We start from the raw sequence: 17,437 nt of genomic DNA, 5'->3' as shown, positions 1-17,437 counted from the left end.
GACCGGTCGATTGATGCTACCGCGACTTCGTCATGGCCTCCAGCCCCGCCGGACGGCGTCGTGGACAAGCTCGTCGTCGGGCGCGCGCCTTTCGCGCGGCCCGTTGGTTCGCTATTCTGAACGCCACAATTTCGCAACGATAGTTCCGCATCTTCCGCGCGAACTGGGCTCGCGGGCAAGGCAATGGAATTCTCGACAGGTTTAGGCCGGATCAGGCTGCCGCTGGCGGCCGCGTTCATTTTTGGCTCGATGCTGACGGCCCAGGCGCAGATCATTCCGCCCTTCTCCCCCGCCCCCGGTGCGGTCACGCCTGATGACGAGGAGGCCGAGCTCGCCGAGACGGCCCCTGACGTCAACGACGCCGACGTGCTCAAGGGGATCGACGTCGACAAGCTCGACTGGAGCCAGCTCGCCATCGACGCCGGCACGCTCAACGACATCATTGCCGCCAAGAAGCGCGCGAAGGCCGCCGCCGCCAGCGGCATGAATTGGTCGACCAACGTCAATGCCAACGGCTCCTCGGCCGTCACGGTGAAGCAGTCGGTGTCGCCGTTCTGGGACACCCGCATCGGCGCCGACATGACCGTGACGAAAGAGCCGACCACGATGTCGGAGCTGCTGGCGGAGAAGGCCGCCAATGGCGGCAACCTGCCGCAATCCTCCGGCAGCGCCTGGGCCGCCGCCACCGCGCCGGGCGCCGGCGTCGTCTGGGACAAGACCGCGGTGGAAGCGCGCGTCGATCCCGGCACCGAGCAGAGCAAGCTCGCGGCGTCGCTGACCAAATCGCTGCCGCTGTCGGGCGATACGTCGCTGACGCTGCAGAACGGCTACAGCGTCAACCAGCAGGGCACCGCGGCGCTGCCCGGCGTCGGCGGGCACATCAATTACGAGACCGACCAGTCTGCCAAGGTGACCCTCACCGACACCGGCACCAGCATCACTGCCGGCCAGACCATGTCGACCAACGACGACAAATGGCTGCGCAAGGTCGGCGCCGAGCAGAAGCTGTTCGACAACGTCACCGTCTCCGGCTCGGTCGGCGAGACCTCGCAAGGCGCGATCAGCAAGAGCGTGACGGCCGGATTCAAGAAGAGCTGGTGAGCCTTCTTTAGACTCTCGTAACCATGCGCCACGGCAAAGCCCCCGAATGGTCCGGCCTTGCCGCATCTCGGCCCCGTTGCGGTCAAAATCCGACGCCCAGATGCGCCGGCCTGACACACATCGTCGTGCGGGGGACACTCGCGCTGCGCTCAACGCGAACAGGGGAATAACGATGAACGCCATGCGTCCGGAAAAGACCGAGACCACCGAGACCGAGACGGTCGACAGCAACCTCGCCGCCGTGACGGAAGTCGAAGCCGGCATCCGCGATTTCGTCCGCAACGATATCGCCTATCTGCGCCGGCCCGCCGCGACCACCACGGCCACGGATTCGCCGCCGCTCGATCCCAGCGCGGAAGCAACCGTCACCAACGTCAACTCGCTGATCCAGCGCGTCGCCGGCACCTCGCTTGCCGAGATCGAGAATCTGATCTCCGAGCTCGAAAGCCTGCGCGACCTGCTCCACGCCGAAGGCCAGCGCGTCCAGCGCGAGATCTCCGGCTACGCCCAGCTGAGCCAAGCCGCGATGAAGTCGACCCGCATGATCGCCGACAACGTCGCTCAGTGGAAGCGCGCCGCCGACGGCCTGCGCAACAGCTGATCGCGCCGACCCCGGCATCACCAGCCGCCGCGTTCCGGAAGGGACGCGGCGGTTTTGATTCCGGATAGAGTTCGTGCTCAACCGTGAACCGTCCGCCCCGCTCCGGCGACCAATGCCTTGGTGCCCGTGCCGCCGACGGCCGGGCCTCGGGGACATCTCAGATGGAAAGCATTCGGCCCGATAACACGGACCCGATACCGTTGCGGCCCGCGCCGAACCAGTTCGGGACCATCATGCTGCGCTTTGTCGGGCTGCTGGCTGTTGCAATCGGGATCTTGGCGCTCGTCTACAGCCGCTGAAGGCGAAGGCCGCGTCGCGGCTCCCAGAAGTTAACGAGGCCTTAACGGCTCGCTTCGACCGTCGAGGCTTCCAGGGTGTAGGCGCCGTCGGCGTAACCCTTCACCACCATCCCGGCCACCAGCATCACGGCCAGGGTCGTGGTAGCGAAGATGAATCCGACCAGCTTGAGTGCGCCGCGGTCTGCCATTGTTCTCGTCCCCTGTACTCTGCCCAGTTCGTTCAAATAGACAGCGACAGGTTCATAATTGGTTAGCAACTCGATGGTTCCGGCAGCCGCTTTGCGAGCGCCAGCCATCTTGGGGAGGCTTATGGCAGCCACCCGGAATCGCGTCCATAGCGCGCGGGCAACACTCGCGCGCTGTTTTTGTCGTTCATTCTGGAACTGGTCTAACCGCCCTTCCGCATCGGCACGAACGCGCTGGCGGTGATGGAATACACCTCCTCGCCGCGCTGGTTGGTGCCGGTGGTGCGGGCAGTCAGAATGCCCCACCCAGGGCGCGAGGCGGAGCTGCGCTTGTCGATGACGACATTTGCGTAACTCACGGTATCGCCTGACAGCACCGGCCTGATCCAGCGCAGATCGCGAAAGCCCGGTGACGGGCCCCACACTGCGACCTCCTCGCCGCGTGCTGCGGCTTCCCGCGCCTGACGCTGGCCGTCGGCGACAAGCAGGCTCATGCAGGCCGAGCCGACATGCCAGCCGGACGCCGCGAGCCCACCAAATAGCGAATTCTTGCCCTCCTCCTCGTCGAGATGGAAGCGCTGCGGATCGAACTTGGCGGCGAAGGCCTTGATGGATTCCGCAGTGAATTTATAGCTGCCGATGTCGCGACGCTGCCCGATCTCGATCTCTTCGAAGAACCGCATCAGACCGCTCCCGCGCGCCGTTCGATCAGGATCGGCGAGACCATCTCGCCGAGCGCTTCGCCCCTGCCGTTGCGCACCGTGCATTTGAACTTGACGATGCCGAGATTCGGACGGCTCTTCGAGGTACGCGCCTCGAGCACGTCAACATCCAGTGTCAGGTCGTCGCCCGGTCTGAGTGGCGACAGCCAACGCACTTCATCGACCCCGGGAGATCCGAGCGACGCGGCACGGGTAATGAACCCGTCGGCCATCATCCGCATCATCAGCGAGCAGAGGTGCCAGCCGGAGCCGGAGAGGCCGCGCAGCATGCTTTTGCCGGCAGCCTCGTCATCGAGGTGCATCGGCTGCGGATCGAACTCGGCGGCAAACGCCAAAATCTCGTCGCGGCTGACGTGGCGCGGGCCGAACGTTCCATAGCGGCCGGGCGGGAAATCTTCGAATGTCAGGGTCATCTCGGAAAAGCTTTGCGGGAAGGACAGATTGTGGCCGCACTTTGCGGCAATCTCAACCGGCCGGTCCGCATGGCTCGTGCTACATTCAGCGAATAGGGTCAGACCTGTCTCATCGTCTGTTGGCGCGGCCGGGGGGCGCGATCTGGCACGGGGGAGAGAGATGTTTTCATTCAGCGACCTGTTTCAATGGGACCGCTTCATCACGCCGACGATCATCAAGACCTTCTACTGGCTGGTGATCGGCGTGATCTGCCTGTTCGGGCTCTCCGGAATCTTTGCCGGCCTCACCGCGATGGCAATCAGCCCGTTTGCCGGGTTCCTCGTCGTGCTGGAATCGATCGCGGGCGTCGTCGTCGGCATCGTGTTCTCGCGCATCGCCGCGGAATTGATCCTGATCGTGTTTCGCATCAACGAGCATCTCGGCGCGATCAGGGATCAGGGCGGCGGGATGCGGTGAGGCACCCCGCTTCGCGCCTTACGTATTGAACCGGAAGTGCATCACGTCGCCGTCGGCGACGACGTATTCCTTGCCTTCCAGGCGGAGCTTGCCGGCATCGCGGGCGCCAGCTTCACCGTTGAAGGCGATATAGTCCGAATAGGCAATGGTCTCGGCGCGAATGAAGCCCTTCTCGAAATCGGTGTGGATGACACCGGCGGCGCCCGGCGCCTTGGTGCCACGATAGATGGTCCAGGCCCGCGCTTCCTTAGGGCCGACAGTGAAATAGGTGATGAGATCGAGCAGCGTGTAGCCGGCGCGGATCAGGCGATCGAGGCCGGCTTCTTCCAGACCCAGCGTCTCCAGGAAGTCGGTGCGCTCGTCGCGCGAGATGGTCGCGATTTCGGATTCGATCTTGGCGGAGATCACGACGGCCACGGCGCCTTCCTTCGCCGCCTGCTCCTGCACAGCCTTGGAGAACGAATTGCCGGTCGCAGCCGAGCCTTCCTCCACGTTGCAGACATAGAGCACGGGCTTGGACGACAGCAAGCCGAGCATGCCGAAAGCACGCTCCTCCTCCGCCTTGCGCTCCACGAGCCGCGCGGGCTTGCCGTCGCGCAGCAGCACCAGCGTGCGGTTGACGAGGTCGAGCTGCTCCTTGGCGTCCTTGTCGTTGCCCTTGGCCTTTTTGGTCAGGTTGTCGACGCGCTTCTCGAGGCTGTCGAGGTCGGCGAGCATCAACTCGGTCTCGATGGTCTCGATGTCGGCGAGCGGGGCGATCTTGCCCTCGACATGTGTGATGTCGGAATCCTCAAAGCAACGCACCACATGCGCGATGGCGTCGACCTCGCGGATGTTGGCCAGGAACTGGTTGCCGAGACCCTCACCCTTCGAAGCGCCGCGCACGAGGCCGGCGATGTCGACGAAGGTCAGGCGGGTCGGAATGATCTGCGCCGATTTGGCGATCGCCGACAGCTTGTCGAGCCGCGGATCGGGCACGGCGACCTCGCCGACGTTGGGCTCGATGGTGCAGAACGGATAGTTCGCGGCCTGCGCCGCAGCCGTCTCGGTCAACGCATTGAACAAGGTCGACTTGCCGACATTGGGCAATCCGACGATTCCGCATTTGAATCCCACGAGCGTTATTCCTTGCCGTTTTCGTCCTTGGTCAAAAATCCCTTCGCCTGCATCGCCAGATGCACCCTGTTGGCGAAGGTCGCGTCCGTGCCCTTGGCGATCAGTGCGGCGTGCTCGGCCACCGCGTCGCAGAGCGTCGTCACCCAGTCGTTGTCGGCCTTGGCGAAGTCCGACAGGACATGGCCGTGCACCATCTCCTTGACGCCGGGATGACCGATGCCGAGCCTGACACGGCGATACTCGTTGCCGATATGCGCCGAGATCGAGCGCAGGCCATTGTGGCCGGCGATGCCGCCGCCGATCTTCACCCGCACCTTGCCCGGCGGCAGCTCGAGCTCGTCGTGAAACACCGTGGTGTCGCCGGGCGCGATCTTGAAGAAGCTCGCCGCTTCCTGAACGCTGCGGCCGGACTCGTTCATGTAGGTCGTGGGCTTGAGCAGGATCACGCGCTCAGTGCCGAGCGTGCCTTCCGAAGTCTCACCCTGAAAGCGACGGCGCCATGGTGCGAAACCATGACGCCGCGCAATCTCGTCGACGGCCATGAAGCCGATATTGTGCCGGTTACGTGCGTATTTCGCGCCGGGATTGCCGAGCCCAACAAAGAGTCGCATGACGCGGCGCGCCCCTCAGCCGGAGCGCGATCGGAGATCACGCGCCGGCTCTTTTGAGAGATTACTTCTTCTTGTCGCCGCCGGCGGGAGCCTTGGCAGCAGCCGCGGGCGCAGCAGCCCCCGCAGCCGGAGCCGCAGCGCCAGCTGCCGGAGCAGCCGCCGCGCCGGGAGCCGCGCCACCGGCAGCAGCCGCAGCAGCGGCCTTCTGCTCTTCGGCGTAGCCGGACGGCGGCACGATGGTGACCAGGGTCGCGTCCTCGCGGGTCAGCGCCTTCACGCCAGCCGGCAGCTTGATGTCAGACAGATGCAGCGAGTGACCGATTTCGAGCGAGCCGACGTCGGCCTCGATGTACTGCGGGATGCTCTCGACGCCGCATTCGAGCTCGATCGCGTGGGCAACGATGTTGACGGTGCCGCCGCGCTTCACGCCGGGCGAACCTTCCGCCTTCACGACATGCAAGGGAACGCTGATGCGAATGGTAGCGCCTTCGCCGAGCCGCATGAAGTCGACATGGATCGGGAAGTCCCTGACCGGATCGAGGTGGTAGTCGCGCGGAATCACGCGATGCTTCTTGCCCTCGAGGTCGATGTCGACCAGCGTGGTCAGGAACCGGCCGGCCAGAATGCGCTGGCGCAGTTCGCGATCTTCGATCGAGATCGTGACGGGGGGCTGGTTGTTACCATAGATCACTCCGGGCACTCTGCCGGCGCGACGCTCAGCCCGGGCGGCCCCCTTGCCGCTCTTCGGACGTGCGGTCGCCTTCAATTCCTTGACGGTCGTCGCCATAGTCTAAGTCCTTGTTTTTGCAAAAGTTAATGGGCCGCAGCGCGGCCCATGGCATGGTCCACAGCAAGCCTCCAGGGGTGCGGGGGCCGTGAACGTGGCGGGCTTTTACCCGGAAGATGCGGAAATGACAAGGAAATGCGGGGATTTTTTGCGGGGGCCGGTCTGGCCCGGAACACTGTCATGGCCGGGCTTGGCCCGGCCATCCAGGAGTTGCGAGGTGGGAGGATAGACGTGGATGCCCGGGACAAGCCCGGGCATGACGACCTCAGCCGGTGGCCCCGCCGAGCTTGGCCTCCAGCGCCGCGATGCGTGCCTTCAGGGTCTCGTTCTCCTCGCGCGCCAGGCGGGCCATGTCCTTGACCGCCTCGAACTCCTCGCGCTTGACCAGGTCCATGTCGCGCAGGAATTTTTCAGCCTGGTTGCGCATGACAGTGTCGAACTCGCGCTTGACGCCCTGAGCCGCACCGGCGGCATCGTTCATCATGCGGCCGATCTCGTCGAAAAACCGGTTGGTGGTCTGGGTCATGTCGGTCTCCTGTATCGGTCGCTTATCGATCTGGTGGCGGCCCCGATAAACTTTGCGCGAACACGTGGAAAGACAATGGCAATCCGCGGTGACAGGTTCAAGGGCCGCGCCGCGGTATCCTTGTCATGCCCCGGTTTCCTTGCAATCGTATTCAACGTCCCGGCATAACGGGAATCACAACGCGGAACGCAAGACATGATCGAGCAGCAGATCGCAATCCCCACCAGGGACGGCCACACCGCGACCTTCATCGTCCATCCCGAACGCGGCGGACCGTTCCCGGTGATCCTGTTCTATATGGACGCGCCGGCGATCCGCGAAGAGCTGCGCGACATGGCCCGCCGGCTCGCGACCTCCGGCTATTACGTGATGCTGCCGAACCTCTATTACCGCTCCGGCGTGATGGAGCTCGGCGCGCTGCCGGCCGACCCGGACGCGCCGGAGCGCAAGCGCATGTTCGCGCTGATGGGCTCACTGACCATTCCCATGATCATGGACGACACGCGCGCGCTGCTCACCTATGCCGAGGGTCAGACGGCTGCGAACAGCAAAATTGTCGGCACCGTCGGTTACTGCATGAGCGGACGCTACGCCATCAACACCGCCACGCACTTCCCTGAAAGCGTCAAGGCCGCCGCCTCGATCTACGGTGTGCAGCTCGCGACCGACCAGGATGACAGCCCGCATCTCGCGGCCAGCAAGACCAAGGCTGAGCTGTATTTCGCCTGCGCCGAGACCGATATCTACGCGCCGCCGGAGATTATCGAGAAGGTCAAGCAGGGCATGAGCGGCGCGAAAGCCGAGGTCGAGGTCTATCCCGGCACGCATCACGGCTTCGCCTTCCCCAAGCGCCCGGTCTACGACCGCGACGCCGCCGAGCGGCATTGGGAGCGGCTGCTGGCGCTCTATCGCCGCAATCTCGTCCAGCAATAGCAGGCGCGATGCCCCCTCTGCTCATCGACTTCCCGTCCTTCAACCCGATCGCGGTCGCGATCGGGCCGTTCGCGATCCGCTGGTACGCGCTCGGCTATATCTGCGGGATCACGTTCGGCTGGCTGTATGCACGTTCACTGATCAAGAAGGACAGGCTATGGGCCGGCGCATCGCCGATCAGCCTGACGCAGATCGACGATTTCATCCTGTGGGTGACGCTCGGCATCATTCTCGGCGGCCGCACCGGTTACGTGCTGTTCTACAATCTGCCGTTCTTCACCGAGCATCCGGCGGCCATCTTCAAATTGTGGGAAGGCGGCATGTCGTTCCACGGCGGCTTTCTCGGCTGCGTCGTGGCGGTGATATGGTTCGCCCGGAAGAATGGCATCTCGATCCTGTCGCTCGGCGACATCACCTGCGGCGTTGCGCCGATCGGAATTTTCCTGGTGCGACTGACCAACTTCATCAACGGGGAGCTGTGGGGCCGCGCAGCCGACCCGAGTCTGCCCTGGGCCATGGTCTTTCCGACCGGCGGTGATGTGCCGCGCCATCCGAGCCAGCTTTACGAAGCGGGAATGGAGGGCGTCCTGCTGTTCGTCGTGCTCGCGGTGATGATCCGAAGGGGGGCCTTGAAGCGTCCCGGCATGATCCTCGGTGCCTTCATCCTGGTCTATGGCCTGGCGCGGATCATCGGCGAGCATTTCCGCGAGCCCGACGTTCAGCTCGGTTATCTCTGGGGCGGATTAACCATGGGTATGCTGTTGTCGATCCCGATGCTTATTGTCGGCAGCATACTTATTGTATTGGCTCTCAGGCGCGGCGCGCCGAGGGCCACCGAAGCCGTTCGTTAATTCATTTCGAGAAGACACGTGACCGAACAGCCCCTGCTCAACGAGATCAAGGCATTGATCAAATCGTCAGGCCCCATGCCGGTCTGGCGATACATGGAAGCGTGCCTGATGCATCCGCGCTACGGCTATTACGTCTCGCGCGATCCGCTCGGGCGCGAAGGCGACTTCACCACTTCGCCCGAAGTCAGTCAGATGTTCGGCGAACTGCTGGGGTTGTGGACGGCCTCGGTCTGGAAACAGATGGGCTCGCCGCAATCCCTGCGACTCATCGAGATCGGTCCCGGCCGCGGCACGATGATGGCCGACGCGTTGCGCGCACTGCGCGTGCTCCCACCGCTCTATCAGGGGCTCCGCATTCATCTGGTCGAGGTCAATCCGGTCCTGCGCGAGCGGCAGCAGGCGACCTTGTCGGGCGTACGCAACAATGTCTCCTGGCACGACACTATCGACGAGGTGCCTGAAGGACCGGCAGTCATTCTCGCCAACGAATATTTCGACGTGCTGCCGATCCACCAGATGGTGAAGCGCGAAGACGGCTGGCATGAGCGCGTGATCGAGATCGATCCGAACGGCAAGCTCCAGTTCGGCGCCGCATCCGAGCCGACGCCGCGCTTCGACGTGCTGCTGCCGCCCCTTGTGCGGGCGGCGCCGGTCGGCGCAGTGTTCGAATGGCGGCCCGATACGGAGATCATGAAGCTCGCCATGCGCGTGCGCGACCAGGACGGCGCGGCGCTGATCATCGACTACGGCCATCTGCGCAGCGATGCCGGCGACACTTTCCAGGCGATCGCGCGTCATAGCTTCACCGATCCGCTGAAGGCTCCCGGCCAGGCCGACGTCACCGCCCATGTCGACTTTCAGGCGCTGGCGCGGGCGGCCGAAGACGTCGGCGCGCGCGTGCACGGGCCGGTGACGCAAGGTGACTTCCTCAAGCGCATCGGTATCGACACCCGCGCGGCGGCGCTGATGCAGAAGGCGACGCCTGAAGTCGCCACCGACATTTCGGTGGCGCTGAAGCGGCTGACCGACACCGGGCGCGGCGGCATGGGCGCGATGTTCAAGGTGCTCGGCGTCTCCGAGCCGCGGCTGACGGGCCTTGCCGGCCTCAGCGATCTGGAACCGGGCGGAGGCAATTGATGACCGTCACGTCGTCGCTGCTGTCGGCGGTGCCCGGCCTGCGCCATTCCTTCTTCACGCGTGAAGGGGGCGTCTCCAGTGGGATCTATGCCGCGCTGAACGGCGGGCTCGGCTCCTACGACGATCAGGCCCTGGTTGCAGAGAACCGCCGCCGTATGGCCGAGCATGTCGGCGTCGCAGCCGACCGCTTCCTCAGCCTGCACCAGATCCACTCCCCCGACGTGCTCGTTGCCGACGCGCCATGGCCGAGCGGACCGCGGCCGAAGGGTGATGCGCTGGTGACACGAACGCCGGGCATCGCGCTCGGCGTCTCCACCGCCGATTGCGGCCCGGTGCTGTTCGTCGACCCCGATGCCCGCGTGATCGGCGGCGCACATGCCGGCTGGAAAGGCGCGCTGACCGGCGTGCTCGAGTCCACGATTGCGACGATGGAGAAACTCGGCGCCTCGCGCAGCGGCATCATCGCCGCGATCGGTCCCTTGATCCGGCAGGACAGCTATGAGGTCGGCAACGAGTTCATTGAACGCTTCATCGAGGCGGATGCCGAGAATGCTGCATTCTTCATCCCGTCGGTGCGCGAGGGCCACGCGATGTTCGATCTCGCCGGCTTCATCCGCAGGCGGCTGGAAGCCGCCGGCATTCTGATGATCGACGACCTCGGTCTCGATACCTACGCGGACGAACGCTTCTTCAGCTATCGCCGTTCGGTGCATCGCAAAGAGTCGGACTACGGCCGCCACGTCCACGCGATCGCGCTGGAAGGGTGAACACAAGAGCAACACACTGTGTCATTCCGGTGCTCGCGAAGCGAGAACCCGGAATCCATCGCTCAGCAGTTGACGCGGCGAAACGGATTCCAGGCTCGCGCCGAGAGGCGCGCCGGGGAATGACAGTGGTCTGTGGCGCCTCTGCCCTAGACCTTAATCGATTTTAACGATATCGCTGCCCTCAATGAGGGAAGCGTCATCCAACTTGCGCCATGCGGGCTCGCGCGTGCTGGCGGTCGTGCTGCTGACGGCAGCGACTGTGCTGGCCGGCTGTGCCGGCGGCAACGCGCCCGCCAACTCCTACGCGATGGCGACGCCGAGCGCCGGCTCCGGCGCGACGGTGGCATTCGAGTCCATTGACGGACCGCCGCCGCAGGTGTTCGACCGCATGGTCGGCGTGCTCGACAGCGAATCCAAGCTGCGCAGTCTCTCGATCGTTTCCCGCGAGGGGACGGCCGCCTACCACGTGCGCAGCTACCTCTCCGCCCAGGTGGTGCGCGGCAGGACCGTGATCGCCTGGGTCTGGGACGTCTACGACGCCAACCAGCAGCGTGCGCTACGGCTGTCCGGCGAGGAACCAACCACAGCCAAGGGCGGCCGCGACCCCTGGCAGGCTGCCGACGATCTGGTGCTGCGGAAGATCGCCCAAGCCGGATTCAGCGGACTTTCCAATATGATCAATGGTGCGCCGACCGATGCGCCAGGTTCGGTTCCGGACCTGCGCGGACCTGCCGTGGCCAGCGTCACGCCGGAGGCTGCGGCGCCGGCGATGCCGGCCGGAGCGCTCAGTTATGCCCAGCAATAACCACCGCTAAACCACGGGCCCGGTTTACCGCCAAGCTGTTGGCCCGACTCAGGGTTTTCAGAGGGAAAACGTAGCATCCCGGGTTGCCATTGCGGCCTCTCGCCTGATATTTCCTCGCCCGTCGTAACCGTGCTGCCAGTGGGTATTTTCTGATGTTGAACGTCGTATCCAGCAAAGCGCGGGAGGAAGCGTCCATGTCGGCCAAGAACGGCTCCATCAAGCTTGTCGCCGGCAACTCCAATCCGGCTCTCGCGCTAGCCATCGCGCAGGGCCTCGATGTGCCGCTGACCAAAGCGGTGGTGCGGCGCTTCGCCGACATGGAGATCTTCGTCGAGGTCCAGGAGAACATCCGCGGCTCGGATGCCTTCATCATCCAGTCGACCTCGTTTCCGGCGAACGACAATCTGATGGAGCTACTGATCATCACCGACGCGCTGCGCCGCTCATCGGCGCGCCGCATCACCGCCGTGATCCCCTATTTCGGCTATGCCAGGCAGGACCGCCGCTCCGGCTCGCGCACGCCAATCTCGGCCAAGCTCGTTGCCAATCTGATCACCCATGCCGGCGTCGACCGCGTCATGACGCTCGACCTGCACGCCGGACAGATCCAGGGCTTCTTCGATATCCCGACCGACAATTTGTTCGCCGCGCCCGTGATGGTGCGTGACATCCGCGAACGTTTCGACCTCGGCAAGGTGATGGTGGTCTCGCCCGACGTCGGCGGCGTGGCCCGCGCCCGCGGCCTCGCCAAGCGCATCAACACCCCGCTCGCGATCGTCGACAAACGCCGCGAACGACCGGGTGAGTCGGAGGTCATGAACGTGATCGGCGACGTCTCCGGCTACAGTTGCATCCTGGTCGACGACATCGTCGATTCCGGCGGCACGCTGGTGAACGCAGCCGACGCGCTGATCGCCAAGGGCGCCAAGGAGGTCTACGCCTACATCACCCACGGCGTGCTCTCCGGCGGCGCGGCCGCCCGCATCGCCGGTTCGAAGCTGAAAGAGCTCGTCATCACCGATTCGATCCTGGCCACGGAAGCGGTGACCAAGGCGCCGAACATCCGCACGCTGCCGATCGCCAGCCTGATCTCCGACGCCATCGCGCGCACCGCGGCGGAAGAGTCGGTCTCGAGCCTGTTCGACTGATCACGCTGACTTCGTAGGGTGGGTCAGGCGTGGAGATGCGCAAAGCGCATCTGCTCGGCGTAACCCAGCCTACGGCATCGAACCCTGGCGCGCCGCCCCCGCGGGTTGTTGCCGGCGGCTACCCATGACATCATCGTGACATTGAGTCATCCCCTCTGGATACCTGATGCCGCGCCGGAAACTCGCTTGGGAAAAGCTGTCGGATGACGAGCTGCTCAAGCAGCGCCTCTCCAGCCTGAAAGTTAAGGTCGAAGGCACCTGGCTCGCGGATTGCGTCGCCGCGCTGCACGAGGAGATGGAAGAGCGCGGCATCCGGCTGCGGCCGCATACATGGATCTCGAGCGAATGGTTCAGCCCGGGTGACGTGCCCGGAATCGCGATTCCGTTCTATCTCGCCCATCCGCGCCTGATGAAGCTCGAGAAGAAGATGATGTTCGACGTCGAGGGCGGCACCTGGCGCGAGTGCATGGCCATCCTTCGTCACGAGGCCGGCCATGCCGTGCAGCACGGCTTCCAGTTGCAGCGCCGGCGGCGCTGGCAGCAGCTGTTCGGACCGTCTTCGAAGCACTATCCACGCTATTATCGGCCCAACCCGGCGAGCCGGCGTTACGTCCAGCACCTCAGGCTCTGGTACGCGCAGAGCCACCCGGACGAGGATTTCGCCGAAACGTTTGCGGTGTGGTTGCGACCGCGCTCGAACTGGCGGACGCGATATGCCGGCTGGCCGGCGCTGAGAAAGCTTGAATATGTCGACGAGCTGATGGGCGAGATCGCGGGAAAGCGACCTGTCATCACCACGCGAGAACGCGTCGATCCGTTGGGCCAGCTCAGCCAGACGCTGGAAGACCACTACAAGAAGAAGCAGGCCTTCTACGCCTTCACGCCGCCGAAGACCTACGATCGCGACCTGTCCCGGCTGTTTTCCGCCGATCCACGGCATCATCGGTCCCGGCCCGCATCGAGCCTGATCCGGCGGCACCGTGGCCGGATCAGGCAATTGGTCGCGCGATGGACCGGCGAGAACCAGCTCACCCTCGATGCCGTGCTCGACGACATGATCTCCCGCTGCCGCGAGCTCGACTTGCGCGCGGTGGGCCCCGAACAGAAGCTCGTTCTCGATTTCACCGTCCTCGTGACCGCCAAGACGATGCACGCACTGTTCGGCCCGTCTCGGCGCAAATGGATCGCGCTATGAGACGACTCCGTGTTCTCGTGCTGATGCATCCGGACTTCGTGCCCCCGGACTCCTCCGACGGCTACACGGCGCGGGAGATCAACAACTGGAAAACGGAATACGACGTCGTCAGCACCTTGCGCGCGGCCGGCCATGAGGTCCGCGCACTCGGCGCGCAGGAGGAAATCAGGCCGGTCCGCGAAGCAATCGAGGAGTTCAAGCCGCACGTGGTGTTCACGCTGCTGGAGGAATTCCACTACAACGTCGCCTACGATCAGCACATCGCCAGCTATCTCGAGCTGATGAAGGTCCCCTATACCGGGTGCAACCCGCGTGGCCTGATCCTGGCGCGCGGCAAGGACCTGTCCAAGACGCTGGTCCATCACCGCCGGATCGCGGTCCCGGCCTTCGCCGTTTTCCCGATGCGGCGCAAGGTCAAGCGGCCAAAGCATCTTGCGTTGCCGCTGATCGTCAAGAGCCTCAACATGGATGGATCTGCCGGCATCTCGCAGGCCTCCATCGTCGATACCGACGAAAAGCTCGCGGAGCGCGTCGCCTTCATCCATGATCGGAGCGAAACGGCCGCCATCGCCGAACAGTTCATCGAAGGCCGCGAGCTCTATGTCGGCGTGCTCGGCAACAACCGGCTGCGCGTGCTGCCGGTCTGGGAATTGAAGTTCGGCAGCATGGGCGGGCGCAGTTCACGCCATATCGCCACCGAAAAAGCCAAGCACGACACCGACTATCAGGAGCGCGTCGGCATCGTCGACGGACCGGCGAAGGATCTCGCGCCCGAAGTCACCGCGCGCATCCAGCGTGCCGCGAAACGCATCTACCGGGCGCTTGGCCTCGACGGCTACGCGCGCATCGATTTCCGCCTCGCTGCCGACGGCACGCCGTATTTCATCGAAGCCAACCCCAACCCCGAGATCGCCAAGAGCCAGGAGTTCGCTACAGCGGCTCAACATGACGGGCTGAAATACAAGGAGCTGCTACATCGAATCCTGACCCTCGGGATCAGCCGCGCCAAGGCCGGGGTGTCGCTGGGGTGAGCTACGCGCTCCTCAGGAAGAGGAGCGCGAGTCTTTGCGACTGCTATACAATCCCCGCCGCGACCTGGCCGCGCAGCCGCTCCAGGCCGTGCAACGTCTCCGCACAGGCGGCTGCGACCTCGATGCCCTTGATCGTGAAGTGCCTGCGGAAGAAATCGTAGTGCACCTCGGTCTCGTGGAATTGCTGCGGCGTCAGCACGGCGGAGAACACCGGCACCTCGGTGCGCAGCTGCACGTCCATCAGCGCCTTGATCACGGTGTCGGCGACGAACTCGTGACGATAGATGCCGCCGTCAACGACGAGGCCCGCTGCGACGATGGCGGTGTAGCGCCGCGTCTTGGCGAGGACCTGCGCATGCAGCGGGATCTCGAACGAGCCCGGCACCTCGAACACGTCGACGTGGGTGAGATGGCGTGCCTCGGCCTCCTTCAAGAAGGCAATGCGGGCTTCCGCGACCACGTCGCGGTGCCAGCAGGCCTGCACGAAGGCCACCCGCTGTGGTTTTGCGAAGCGGGGATGCTCGGTCACTGGAACCGGCGGTTGTGCTTGGGAGGTTTCGGTTTGGGGATCTTGCAGCATCTGATTCATGGCTTTCCTCTTCAGGACCAGAATCAGGGCACACGGAACGACAGACAGCCGCATCCTGCGATGCGTCTGCCACCGACCGTTCTCTTTCATCCGGACTTTAACCGTCGGCTTCGGAGTTGCACCGAATCTGCTGACCCTTCCCCTCAGCCAAAACCTTGGGGAAGGCGCTCGCGGGCTTGGGCCTTTCGGCCCTTACCGCCGGTGGGGACTTTCACCCCGCCCTGAGAACATCGGCCGTTCGGGATGAACGACCTGACCGGAAATATGACGCCGGTCCGCGGCCACAGCAAGCCTGTTCCGACCCAAAAAGCCGCATGGTCCCATTCCGCTGGAGCGAGACGGCCCCCGCAGGGCGGAATTAACGATTGAGCCGGCGGCCGGCTCGATCCGATTCCGGTTTGTTCTCAAATTAATAATTGTGTCCGAGATGAGCTGTGGACGAACGAGTCCTGGCTTGTGGACGGACTCGCGACCCAGTTGCGCAGATTCCGCAAATCACATCAGTTGATCCGCGACAAGCCCGCGCTGGTCCGAGGATCGCTGAAAGCGACTCCGAAGAGATTGCCCTTAACCAGGTTAAGGAAGCGCGCGCCGGACCAACCGCGTGCGTATCTAAAGACAACAAGAAGGCAAGAGGTCGAGACGGCATGTCCCTGCTCGAAGGCACTATCGATTCCAAAAGCCATCCCCTCGCGGTGGTCGAGGATATCGCTGCCAGCAACAACTGGCCGTTCGAACGCTCCGGCGAAGACGAACTGACCATTGTCTCGAAGGGACAATGGACCGACTACCAGATCTCTTTCACGTGGATGGGCGAGATCGAAGCGCTGCATCTGGCCTGCGCATTCGACATGAAGATTCCGGTCGCGCGGCGCGGCGAGGTGCAGCGATTGGTTGCGGCCGTCAACGAGCAATTGTGGATCGGCCATTTCGACCTCTGGACCAACACCGGCATGATCATGCACCGTCAGGCGCTGGTGCTGCCCGGCGGTCTCACGGCCTCGGCCGCGCAATGCGAAGCCATGCTCGCCGGCGCCATCCATGCCTGCGAACGCTACTTCCCGGCGTTCCAGTTCGTGGTGTGGGCGGGCAAGACCACGGCGCAGGCCATGGACGCGGCGATGTTCGATACGGTGGGCGAGGCGTAAGGCCCGCGTCCGATACGGCGGGGGACGGATAGCTTCCTCTCACCCGTCGTCCTGGCGAAAGCCAGGAGCGATACCGCAAGGTCTCTCGGTCGCCCGCGATGCTTGTTGCTCCGGCCGCCATCCACTAAAACCTCCTCGTGGGTCATGCGCCCTGGCTTTCGCCAGGACGGCGGATTTGGCGGCAGCGATGGCAAACAACACACTCCAAGACATCACCGGCACCATCCTGCTCGCCGGCGCCGGCAAGATGGGCGGCGCGATGCTGACCGGCTGGCTGGCGGGCGGGCTCGATCCACGGCGCGTTGCGGTGATCGATCCGCACGTTTCGCCCGGGATCACCGCGCTGGCTGCCAAGGGCGTTGCGGTCAATCCCGACATGAAGACAGCAGGCACCGTCGAGACGATGGTCGTCGCGGTGAAGCCGCAAATGTTCCGCGAGGCCGGCGCCGGGCTGAAATCGTTTGTTTCGGAGAAGACCTCCGTCGTCTCGATCATGGCGGGAACCACGATCGCTTCGCTCGAGGAGGTCTGCGGCGGGGCGGTCGTGCGCGCGATGCCGAACACGCCGGCCGCGATCGGGCGCGGCATCACGGTGGCCGTCGCCGCGAAGAATGTCAGCACCTCACAGCGCAGGGTGGCCGATGCGTTGCTGCGCGCCACCGGCTCGGTCGAATGGGTCGAGGATGAAGGCCTGATGGATGCGGTGACCGCCGTGTCCGGTTCGGGGCCGGCCTATGTATTCCTGCTCGCCGAAGAGCTCGCGCGTGCCGGCGTCGAGGCGGGATTGCCCGAAGCGCTCGCGACCAAGCTCGCGCGCGAAACCGTGGCGGGCTCCGGTGAGCTGTTGCATCAGTCGGACCTTCCCTCCAGCACCTTGCGCCAGAACGTCACCTCGCCCGGCGGCACTACCGCGGCGGCCCTCGGCGTCCTGATGGGCGAGCCGGGCCTGCGCGACCTCATGATCCGCGCGATTGCGGCAGCGACGAAGCGATCGAGGGAACTGGCGAAGTAGAGA

The 17,437-nt window shown here is 64.4% G+C and carries 22 protein-coding genes and 1 riboswitch; of the genes, 14 read left to right on the top strand and 8 right to left on the bottom strand.

All coding sequences use genetic code 11. From position 1 onward, the window contains the following. The first annotated feature begins 183 nt into the window (after window positions 1-183). The 3 genes from ACVWZ4_RS17305 to ACVWZ4_RS17295 all read left to right on the top strand — a co-directional run bounded on the left by ACVWZ4_RS17305 (window position 184) and on the right by ACVWZ4_RS17295 (window position 2,001). Complete coding sequence (locus ACVWZ4_RS17305; protein WP_456740810.1) at window positions 184-1,101, top strand: hypothetical protein; 918 nt, start codon at window positions 184-186, stop codon at window positions 1,099-1,101. Window positions 1,102-1,273: 172 nt separating this feature from the next. Further along, complete coding sequence (locus tag ACVWZ4_RS17300; protein ID WP_092230134.1) at window positions 1,274-1,702, top strand: hypothetical protein; 429 nt, start codon at window positions 1,274-1,276, stop codon at window positions 1,700-1,702. 161 nt (window positions 1,703-1,863) lie between these two features. Further along, window positions 1,864-2,001 (top strand): hypothetical protein, encoded by a 138-nt coding sequence (locus tag ACVWZ4_RS17295; RefSeq protein WP_456699609.1) that lies wholly within the window; start codon window positions 1,864-1,866, stop codon window positions 1,999-2,001. A gap of 41 nt (window positions 2,002-2,042) precedes the next feature. Here ACVWZ4_RS17295 and ACVWZ4_RS17290 read toward each other — a convergent pair whose 3' ends face one another. From ACVWZ4_RS17290 to ACVWZ4_RS17280, 3 genes are all read right to left on the bottom strand, one after another. After that, window positions 2,043-2,189: a hypothetical protein gene (locus tag ACVWZ4_RS17290; RefSeq protein WP_456699610.1), complete on the bottom strand. Its 147-nt coding sequence runs from the start codon at window positions 2,187-2,189 to the stop codon at window positions 2,043-2,045. 200 nt (window positions 2,190-2,389) lie between these two features. Next, the gene (locus ACVWZ4_RS17285; protein ID WP_456699611.1) at window positions 2,390-2,869 is read right to left on the bottom strand and encodes a MaoC family dehydratase; all 480 of its coding nucleotides are present in this window, start codon (window positions 2,867-2,869) and stop codon (window positions 2,390-2,392) included. Then, on the bottom strand, window positions 2,869-3,321 hold the full coding sequence (locus tag ACVWZ4_RS17280; protein ID WP_456699612.1) for a MaoC family dehydratase: 453 nt from the start codon (window positions 3,319-3,321) through the stop codon (window positions 2,869-2,871). Before ACVWZ4_RS17280 ends, ACVWZ4_RS17285 begins: the two co-directional genes overlap by 1 nt. 160 nt (window positions 3,322-3,481) lie before the next feature. On the opposite strand from ACVWZ4_RS17280, the gene ACVWZ4_RS17275 reads away from it, so the two are divergent. Further along, the gene (locus ACVWZ4_RS17275; protein ID WP_456699613.1) at window positions 3,482-3,778 is read left to right on the top strand and encodes a DUF4282 domain-containing protein; all 297 of its coding nucleotides are present in this window, start codon (window positions 3,482-3,484) and stop codon (window positions 3,776-3,778) included. Between the two features lie 18 nt (window positions 3,779-3,796). Here the strand turns inward: ACVWZ4_RS17275 and ychF are convergent, their stop codons facing one another. The 4 genes from ychF to ACVWZ4_RS17255 all read right to left on the bottom strand — a co-directional run bounded on the left by ychF (window position 3,797) and on the right by ACVWZ4_RS17255 (window position 6,818). Then, complete coding sequence (ychF, locus tag ACVWZ4_RS17270) at window positions 3,797-4,894, bottom strand: redox-regulated ATPase YchF (RefSeq protein ID WP_456699614.1); 1,098 nt, start codon at window positions 4,892-4,894, stop codon at window positions 3,797-3,799. A gap of 5 nt (window positions 4,895-4,899) precedes the next feature. Next, window positions 4,900-5,505 carry an aminoacyl-tRNA hydrolase gene (gene pth, locus ACVWZ4_RS17265; RefSeq protein ID WP_456699615.1) on the bottom strand — a complete coding sequence of 202 codons (606 nt, stop codon included), beginning with the start codon at window positions 5,503-5,505 and terminating at the stop codon, window positions 4,900-4,902. A 61-nt stretch (window positions 5,506-5,566) separates the two neighbouring features. After that, the gene (locus ACVWZ4_RS17260) at window positions 5,567-6,292 is read right to left on the bottom strand and encodes a 50S ribosomal protein L25/general stress protein Ctc (RefSeq protein WP_456699616.1); all 726 of its coding nucleotides are present in this window, start codon (window positions 6,290-6,292) and stop codon (window positions 5,567-5,569) included. 265 nt (window positions 6,293-6,557) lie between these two features. Beyond that, entirely contained in the window at window positions 6,558-6,818 is a 261-nt protein-coding gene (locus ACVWZ4_RS17255; RefSeq protein ID WP_456699617.1) for an accessory factor UbiK family protein, read from the bottom strand. A 195-nt stretch (window positions 6,819-7,013) separates the two neighbouring features. On the opposite strand from ACVWZ4_RS17255, the gene ACVWZ4_RS17250 reads away from it, so the two are divergent. The 8 genes from ACVWZ4_RS17250 to ACVWZ4_RS17215 all read left to right on the top strand — a co-directional run bounded on the left by ACVWZ4_RS17250 (window position 7,014) and on the right by ACVWZ4_RS17215 (window position 14,685). Further along, the gene (locus ACVWZ4_RS17250) at window positions 7,014-7,751 is read left to right on the top strand and encodes a dienelactone hydrolase family protein (protein WP_456699618.1); all 738 of its coding nucleotides are present in this window, start codon (window positions 7,014-7,016) and stop codon (window positions 7,749-7,751) included. Between the two features lie 8 nt (window positions 7,752-7,759). Beyond that, on the top strand, window positions 7,760-8,602 hold the full coding sequence (gene lgt, locus ACVWZ4_RS17245) for a prolipoprotein diacylglyceryl transferase (RefSeq protein ID WP_456699619.1): 843 nt from the start codon (window positions 7,760-7,762) through the stop codon (window positions 8,600-8,602). An 18-nt stretch (window positions 8,603-8,620) separates the two neighbouring features. After that, window positions 8,621-9,739, top strand: a complete 1,119-nt coding sequence (locus ACVWZ4_RS17240; RefSeq protein WP_456738824.1) for a class I SAM-dependent methyltransferase — start codon at window positions 8,621-8,623, stop codon at window positions 9,737-9,739. Beyond that, entirely contained in the window at window positions 9,739-10,506 is a 768-nt protein-coding gene (gene pgeF, locus ACVWZ4_RS17235; RefSeq protein WP_456740809.1) for a peptidoglycan editing factor PgeF, read from the top strand. Before ACVWZ4_RS17240 ends, pgeF begins: the two co-directional genes overlap by 1 nt. 184 nt (window positions 10,507-10,690) lie before the next feature. Beyond that, window positions 10,691-11,311 (top strand): hypothetical protein, encoded by a 621-nt coding sequence (locus ACVWZ4_RS17230; RefSeq protein ID WP_456699622.1) that lies wholly within the window; start codon window positions 10,691-10,693, stop codon window positions 11,309-11,311. A gap of 194 nt (window positions 11,312-11,505) precedes the next feature. Then, on the top strand, window positions 11,506-12,459 hold the full coding sequence (locus tag ACVWZ4_RS17225) for a ribose-phosphate pyrophosphokinase (RefSeq protein WP_456699623.1): 954 nt from the start codon (window positions 11,506-11,508) through the stop codon (window positions 12,457-12,459). Window positions 12,460-12,625: 166 nt separating this feature from the next. Then, window positions 12,626-13,654 carry a putative zinc-binding metallopeptidase gene (locus ACVWZ4_RS17220; RefSeq protein ID WP_456737287.1) on the top strand — a complete coding sequence of 343 codons (1,029 nt, stop codon included), beginning with the start codon at window positions 12,626-12,628 and terminating at the stop codon, window positions 13,652-13,654. Next, window positions 13,651-14,685, top strand: coding sequence for a D-alanine--D-alanine ligase family protein (locus tag ACVWZ4_RS17215; RefSeq protein ID WP_456699625.1), 1,035 nt, complete (start codon window positions 13,651-13,653; stop codon window positions 14,683-14,685). Before ACVWZ4_RS17220 ends, ACVWZ4_RS17215 begins: the two co-directional genes overlap by 4 nt. A gap of 43 nt (window positions 14,686-14,728) precedes the next feature. Here ACVWZ4_RS17215 and ACVWZ4_RS17210 read toward each other — a convergent pair whose 3' ends face one another. Beyond that, window positions 14,729-15,274: a 6,7-dimethyl-8-ribityllumazine synthase gene (locus ACVWZ4_RS17210; protein ID WP_456699626.1), complete on the bottom strand. Its 546-nt coding sequence runs from the start codon at window positions 15,272-15,274 to the stop codon at window positions 14,729-14,731. Window positions 15,275-15,348: 74 nt separating this feature from the next. Beyond that, window positions 15,349-15,507, bottom strand: a riboswitch (FMN riboswitch). Window positions 15,508-15,921: 414 nt separating this feature from the next. Between ACVWZ4_RS17210 and ACVWZ4_RS17205 the strand changes: the two genes are divergently transcribed. Together ACVWZ4_RS17205 and proC are read left to right on the top strand one after the other, a co-directional pair. Further along, window positions 15,922-16,422 (top strand): YbjN domain-containing protein, encoded by a 501-nt coding sequence (locus ACVWZ4_RS17205; RefSeq protein ID WP_456699627.1) that lies wholly within the window; start codon window positions 15,922-15,924, stop codon window positions 16,420-16,422. Between the two features lie 187 nt (window positions 16,423-16,609). Further along, window positions 16,610-17,434, top strand: coding sequence for a pyrroline-5-carboxylate reductase (gene proC, locus ACVWZ4_RS17200; RefSeq protein WP_456699628.1), 825 nt, complete (start codon window positions 16,610-16,612; stop codon window positions 17,432-17,434). The last annotated feature ends 3 nt before the right edge of the window (window positions 17,435-17,437 follow it).

The sequence above is a fragment of the Bradyrhizobium sp. USDA 4472 genome (assembly GCF_054058595.1).
The sequence above is the reverse complement of the archived record's forward strand: the minus strand, read 5'-3'. Positions and strand labels throughout refer to the sequence as shown.